Below are 5,965 nucleotides of genomic sequence, written 5' to 3'. Positions count from 1 at the left end.
GGCCGGACGGGGAATCGGCCGGAGGGCCGGCCTCCTACGGGGGGCAGGGTTCGGCCTGTAGGAGGCCAGCCCCCTGGCCGATCAGGCGCAGTAGAGGTCGAAGCGTACCGCGCGGCCCTGGATGGCGGAGACTGGGGTGGCGCCGGGCAGGGGGGTGGCCCCGGCGGGGCGCTTGACCACGACGCGCCCTCGGGTGGCGGGAATCAGCGCGGCGAGCGTGGCGGCCGCATCGCTTTCCGTCTCGCTTGCGGCATCGCGTTCTTCTGTGTCTTCCGTCGGGGATGCCTGGCCCGGACGCTGGTCCGGGGCCTCCATCAGCGCCTGCAGGATCTGCATGTCTTTCTTGACCGCGGCGTTCTTGCGCCGCTGCGGGAACATCGGGTCGAACACCGCCGCATCGGCGGGCGCGGGCAGGGCGTCGGCGGCGAATGCCTGCGGGAACAGGTGCACGCGTGCGGCGCTTGCGGCCAGGGCCGGGTAGCCGGCGTGCGCGGCGCGCTGCAGGGCATCTTCCAGCAACAGGGCGACGACCGGATGCCGCTCGAAGGCGCTGACCTGCCAGCCCCGCGCGGCCAGCAGCAGGGCATCGCGGCCCAGCCCGGCGGAGGCATCGATGATGTGCGCGTGCTCGCCGACGCGCCCCACGGCGCGTACCAGGGTCTCGTGGGCCGCGCGGGCGTGGCGGTAGCCCTGCCGGCCGCGCACGAAGTCCGGGGTCAGGCGCAGGGGCTTCCTGCCGCCCTCCAGAATCAGGCTCAGGCGGTCCGCTTCCACTTCCAGGGTCAGCGCCGCGTCGCCGCCATGGGCGTAGCCGGCGGCGTCCAGCCGGCGCTGCAGGGCCCGGGTGCGCTCCCGGGCGCGCGGATCGTCTTCCGGGGCCGGGCGCAGTTCGAGGGTCATCGACGGGGCCGCGGTCAGTAATGCGGCGGCGGGGGTTCGGGGGTGTCCTGCCCGCCCGCGCTGCCATCACCGGCGGCGGCCTCCAGCGCCCGCAGACGGCCGTGAAGCCATTCGATCTGCCGGGTCAGGGCCTGGTTCTCCTGCTGCAGTTCGGCCTGCACCCGGGCCTGTTCCTCCTGGCTGAATTCCAGATAGGCGAGGCGTTCTTCCAGGGTCGCGATGCGCTGTTCGGGGGTGGGGTCGCTGGCGGCCATGCGGGCTCCCGGTGCGCCTTCAGTCAACGCGGTTGCGCGTCTCGCCGGCGGCGAAGGCGCGGATGTTGGCGGCGATCTCCTCGAGCACCGCCTGCCGCGCCGAGCGCGCGGCCCAGGCGGTGTGCGGGGTCAGCACCAGGCGCGGCAGGTCGGGAGCGAGCAGGGGATTATCGGGCGGCGGAGGTTCCGGCTCGAGCACGTCGATGCCGGCGCCGGCGATGCGTTTCTCGCGCAGGGCTTCGGCCAGGGCCCGCGGCTCCACCAGGCCGCCGCGGGCGGTGTTGATCAGCAGGCCATCGGGGCCCAGGCGGTCCAGGGCGTCTTCGTCGATCAGGTTGCGGGTGGCGTCGGTCAGAGGGCAGTGCAGCGAGATCACGTCGCTGGTCTCCAGCAGCTCCGGCAGGGGGACGCGCCCGTTATCCGCGGCAGGATCCGCGGCGGGTTCGGCGTCGCGCAGGCTGCGGGCGTAGCGCACCTGCATGCCGAAGGCCTCGGCCAGCCGCGCGGTGGCCTGCCCGAGGACGCCGCGCCCGACGATGCCCATGCGCATGCCCGACAGGGTGCGGATCGGGTGGTCGAGCAGGCAGAACTGGTCGGACTCGCTCCAGCGCCCGGCGCGGATGTCGGCGCGGTAGTCGTCCAGGCGGGTGACCAGGGTCAGGAGCAGCGCCATCACGTGCTGGGCCACCGAGTCGGTGGCGTAGTCGCGGGCGTTGGTCACGGCGATGCCAAGCTCGCGCGCCGCCGCCACGTCGATGTTGTTGAAACCGGTGGCGGCCGCGCAGATCAGCTTGAGCTGCGGACTGCGTTCGAGCACGCCGCGGTCGAGGACCACCTTGTTGGTGATGGCGATGTCGGCCCCGTCCAGGCATTCGCTGATGGCGTCGGGGTCGGCGGGCGTGCGTTCCCGGCGCACCCAGTCCGGAGCAGCGCGGTCCAGCGGGGCGAAGTCCAGGTCGTCGCGATCGACGGTGGCCGTGTCCAGGAAGACGGCGCGGGGGGCGGAGGGCAGGTTCGGTTGGGCCATGAGGTTCAGCGTTGAGATCGGGCGGAGGGCAGGGGCCAACAAAAAGGGCCCCGCCGGAGCGGGGCCCGCGTGCTGGCGAGTCCGGGAGGGTCCGGGCTCGGCCGGCGCGTCAGTTCTCGCCCATAAAGGCGTGGAACAGGTTCAGCATGTGCAGGAACATCACGTACAGGTTGGCGTACAGCGACACCGTCATCACCACGTAGTTGGTCTCCTGGTCGTGGATCATGCGGCTGGTGTCGAACAGGATGGCCGCCGACAGCAGCAGCACCACGGCCGCGGAGATGGCCAGCGACAGCGCCGGGATCGCCAGGAAGATGTTGGCGACGATCGCCAGCAGCGCCACGATCAGGCCGACCACGATGAAGCCGCCGAGGAAGCTGAAGTCCTTCTTGGTGGCCAGCGCATAGCCGGACAGCGCAATGAATGCCACGGCAGTGGCGGTGAACGCGTTGCCGACGATCTGCGGGCCGTTGGGCAGCCCCAGGTACATCGACAGGATCGGGCCGAGGAAGAACCCGAGCGTCCCGGTGAAGGCAAAGGTCAGCACCAGGCCCCAGACCGAGTTGCGCGTGAAGTGGATGGCGAACGGGCCGCCGATCAGCACGCCGAGCATCACGATCCAGTGCACCGGCGGGGCGCCGATGGCCATGGCGACGAAGGCGGTGACCGCGCTGAAGGCCAGGGTCAGGGCCAGCAGGGTGTAGGTCTGGCGGATGACCTTGTTGGTGGAAATGGTCTCGCTGATGGAACCGGTGCTGGACGGGTTCCGTTTCGAGCGGACGATCTGGTCTCTGGACACGGTCGTTTCCTCCTTGGGTTCAATATGCGGTCAGTGTACAGCCGAGGGCCGCGCCGTGCAGCCACCCGCGCCGGAGTCCGGGCCGGGCCCGGGTCAGCTCCGGCTTTCCTGGCCGGCATCCGCTTCGACTCGCGTTTCGCCCACGCGTTCACGGCAGACTTCGACGGCCCGGTCGGTGCTGCGGAAGATGTTGTCCTTGCCGATCAGCTCGTCCAGGCCGGTGCGTTCTATCACCTCCAGCACCTGGGCCTTCACGCCGGCGAACACCAGGGTGACGCCGCGTGCCTTCAGCCGATGCACGAGCTGGTGCACGGTCTCCTCGCCGGAGGCGTCGATCTCGTTGATCCCCTTGCCGACGATGATGATGTATTTCGCCTGCGGATGGCTGGCGGCCAGGTCCAGCACCGCGTCTTCGAAGTAGGGCACGTTGGCGAAGTACAGCGAACCGTCGAAGCGCATCAGCGCGATCTTTTCGTCGGTCTGCAGGCCGTAGCGGCGCGCCTCGCGCAGGGTGCCGTCCTCGTAGCGGGCCAGTTCGCTCACGCGCGGCTGCATCGAACGGTAGAGATACAGGATGATCGCGAGGCCCGCCCCGGTGAGGATGCCGTAATCCAGGTTGGGGGCCATGGCCAGGGTCGCCAGGAAGGTGACGATGGCGGCGATGCCGTCGTGCTTGTTGGCCACCCAGGCGTGCTTGATCGCCTTGAAGTTCACCAGCCCGGCGACGGCCATCATGATGATGGCGGCGAGGACGGCCTCCGGCAGGTGGTAGATCAGCGGGGTCAGGAACAGCAGGGCGATGCCGATGATCACCGCCGTAAAGACCGACGACAGGCCGGTTTTGGCCCCGGAATTGAGGTTGACCGCCGAGCGCGAGAACGACCCCGACACCGGATAGCCCTGGGTGAAGCCCCCGGAGATGTTCGCCAGGCCCTGCCCGATCAGCTCCTTGCTGGGGTCCAGCCGCTGGCCGGTGCGCGCGGCCATGGCCTTGGCGATCGCGATGGCCTCGGTGAAGCCGACCAGGGCGATGACGAAGGCGCTGGTGAGCAGCATGGTGATGTTGCCCAGGCTCAGCTCCGGCAGGGTGGGAGCAGGCAGGCCCTGGGGCACGCTGCCGACCACGTTGCCGCCACCGTCCAGGTGGATGGTGTCGTTGTCGACCCGTTCGATACGCCAGTCGGTGCCGTCGGCCCGTTCGCGTTCCGCGTCGGTCAGGTGGTCTTCGCGGATGAAGCGGGCCGGGGCGTCGTCTTCGCCGGGGACACGGCGCAGGCTGATCGCGCCGAGCTGGTCGCGCAGATCGCGCAGTTCGCTGCGCTGTTCGTCGCGCTCGAGGCCGAGGGTGTCGATCTCGTGGCGGATGCGTACCGCCTCGGCGCGTTCGACCTCGTCCACCTCGGCCTCCAGCTCGCGGATGCGCTGTTCGATGTCGGCCAGCGCGCCGGAACGGGAGTCGACCTCTTCGGCCAGGGCGACCACGTCGGCCGGTGCGACCCGGTCGGCCGCCACTTCGGCCTTCTGCTCGTAGCCGATGGCCCAGCTGATGAGGATGGTGACGACCACGGCGACAAGGACACCGGGGATCTTCGGGACCACGCGCTTCATTGCGACCATCAGCGCGATCGCGCCCAGACCGAAGGCCAGCGTCGGCAGGTGAACGTCGCCGATCTGCTGCACCACGCCCCACAGGCCGACCATGAAATGGCCGCTGGTGTCGACCGGGACGCCCAGGATCTTGTTGAGCTGCGAGAGGGCGATGATGATGGCCGCGGCGTTGGTGAAGCCGACGATGACCGGATGCGAGATGAAGCTGACGATCGAGCCCAGCCGGAACAGTCCCAGGACCAGCTGGACCACTCCCACCAGGAAGGCCAGCACGATCGCCAGGGCAATGAACTCGGACGAGCCCTCGGCGGCGAGCGGGATCAATGCCGAGGCCGTCAGCAGCGAGACCACCGCCACGGGGCCGGTGGCCAGCTGGTTCGAAGAGCCCCAGAGGGCGGCGATCATCACCGGCAGCAGGGAGGCGTACAGTCCGTAGACCGGCGGCAGACCGGCCAGCTGGGCGTAGGCCATGGACTGCGGGATGAGGACGAGGGCGACGGAGATGCCGGCAATCAGATCCGCGTTGATGGTGTCCTTGGTGGGACGCCAGCGCAGGAAGGGAAACAGATTGAGCAGCATCGAATTCATGATGGTCGGCCTCGGGTTGCGCCCCGGCGCCGGTCCCCGGGGCGGTCACTAAGTTCGTGCCGGCGGCCGGGGCCGCGGCGTCTTCGTCCGGCGTCGCGTCAGGAGGCTCGGCGCCGGTGCCGAATCGCGGGAGGCGGACCCGGCCGGGAAGGACAGGGCCGCGATTTTACGGAAGATCGTTATTTTCTTCTATCAAACTCTTTCTATGCGACATATAGCTTGCAGGCGATGGATCGCGGGGTGACCGACCGAGTTGCCAGCCGCGGGAAGCTCGCGGAGAATGTGCGCCTCCGGAGAGGTGGCAGAGTGGTTGATTGCACCGGTCTTGAAAACCGGCAGGGGTGCAAGCCCCTCGAGGGTTCGAATCCCTCCCTCTCCGCCAGATTTCCGTAGGAGGCCAGCCCTCTGGCCGATGTGGCATATCCCGAGCCCGATCGGCCAGGGGGCTGGCCTCCCACAATCGGCCAGAGGGCTGGCCTCCCACAGGGCCGACACCTCACCGGGCACTACCCCACACGAAAAAGCGGCCCGGGCAATGCCACGGGCCGCTTCTCCGGGAGATATGGTGGGCGGTGCTGGGTTCGAACCAGCGACCCCTGCCGTGTGAAGGCAGTGCTCTACCGCTGAGCTAACCGCCCCGGAAGAGGCGTAATTTAAGGCTCCGGCGACGTCTGGTCAAGGGGATGAACGCCCGTAGGTAGGAGGCCAGCCTCTGGCCGATCAGGCGCAGGGGTTGGCCGGACGGGGAATCGGCCGGAGGGCCGGCCTCCTACCGGGGCAGGGTTCGAC

General features: G+C 69.3%; 5 protein-coding genes and 2 tRNA genes. 1 reads left to right on the top strand and 6 read right to left on the bottom strand.

The features are described 5' to 3' along the window. Window positions 1-81: 81 nt before the first annotated feature. The 5 genes from G020_RS0114305 to G020_RS0114285 all read right to left on the bottom strand — a co-directional run bounded on the left by G020_RS0114305 (window position 82) and on the right by G020_RS0114285 (window position 5,176). Complete coding sequence (locus G020_RS0114305; RefSeq protein ID WP_024330068.1) at window positions 82-900, bottom strand: class I SAM-dependent methyltransferase; 819 nt, start codon at window positions 898-900, stop codon at window positions 82-84. A gap of 14 nt (window positions 901-914) precedes the next feature. Beyond that, entirely contained in the window at window positions 915-1,154 is a 240-nt protein-coding gene (locus G020_RS0114300; RefSeq protein ID WP_024330067.1) for a SlyX family protein, read from the bottom strand. A gap of 19 nt (window positions 1,155-1,173) precedes the next feature. Further along, window positions 1,174-2,181: an NAD(P)-dependent oxidoreductase gene (locus G020_RS0114295; protein WP_024330066.1), complete on the bottom strand. Its 1,008-nt coding sequence runs from the start codon at window positions 2,179-2,181 to the stop codon at window positions 1,174-1,176. Window positions 2,182-2,290: 109 nt separating this feature from the next. Continuing rightward, window positions 2,291-2,980, bottom strand: coding sequence for a Bax inhibitor-1/YccA family protein (locus G020_RS0114290; protein ID WP_024330065.1), 690 nt, complete (start codon window positions 2,978-2,980; stop codon window positions 2,291-2,293). A 93-nt stretch (window positions 2,981-3,073) separates the two neighbouring features. Then, window positions 3,074-5,176: a SulP family inorganic anion transporter gene (locus tag G020_RS0114285; protein ID WP_024330064.1), complete on the bottom strand. Its 2,103-nt coding sequence runs from the start codon at window positions 5,174-5,176 to the stop codon at window positions 3,074-3,076. A 292-nt stretch (window positions 5,177-5,468) separates the two neighbouring features. Here G020_RS0114285 and G020_RS0114280 point away from each other — a divergent pair. Continuing rightward, window positions 5,469-5,558: transfer RNA gene (locus G020_RS0114280), tRNA-Ser, on the top strand. 181 nt (window positions 5,559-5,739) lie between these two features. Here G020_RS0114280 and G020_RS0114275 read toward each other — a convergent pair. After that, window positions 5,740-5,814, bottom strand: a tRNA-Val gene (locus G020_RS0114275). Window positions 5,815-5,965: the final 151 nt, after the last annotated feature.

The sequence above is a fragment of the Thioalkalivibrio sp. ALR17-21 genome (genome assembly GCF_000420185.1).
Lineage (GTDB): Bacteria > Pseudomonadota > Gammaproteobacteria > Ectothiorhodospirales > Ectothiorhodospiraceae > Thioalkalivibrio > Thioalkalivibrio halophilus.
The sequence above is the reverse complement of the archived record's forward strand: the minus strand, read 5'-3'. Positions and strand labels throughout refer to the sequence as shown.

Coding starts and splice junctions, on each gene's coding strand:
- G020_RS0114305 (WP_024330068.1), bottom strand. CDS start 900: ATGACCCTCGAACTGCGCCCGGCCCCGGAAGACGATCCGCGCGCCCGG.
- G020_RS0114300 (WP_024330067.1), bottom strand. CDS start 1,154: ATGGCCGCCAGCGACCCCACCCCCGAACAGCGCATCGCGACCCTGGAA.
- G020_RS0114295 (WP_024330066.1), bottom strand. CDS start 2,181: ATGGCCCAACCGAACCTGCCCTCCGCCCCCCGCGCCGTCTTCCTGGAC.
- G020_RS0114285 (WP_024330064.1), bottom strand. CDS start 5,176: ATGAATTCGATGCTGCTCAATCTGTTTCCCTTCCTGCGCTGGCGTCCC.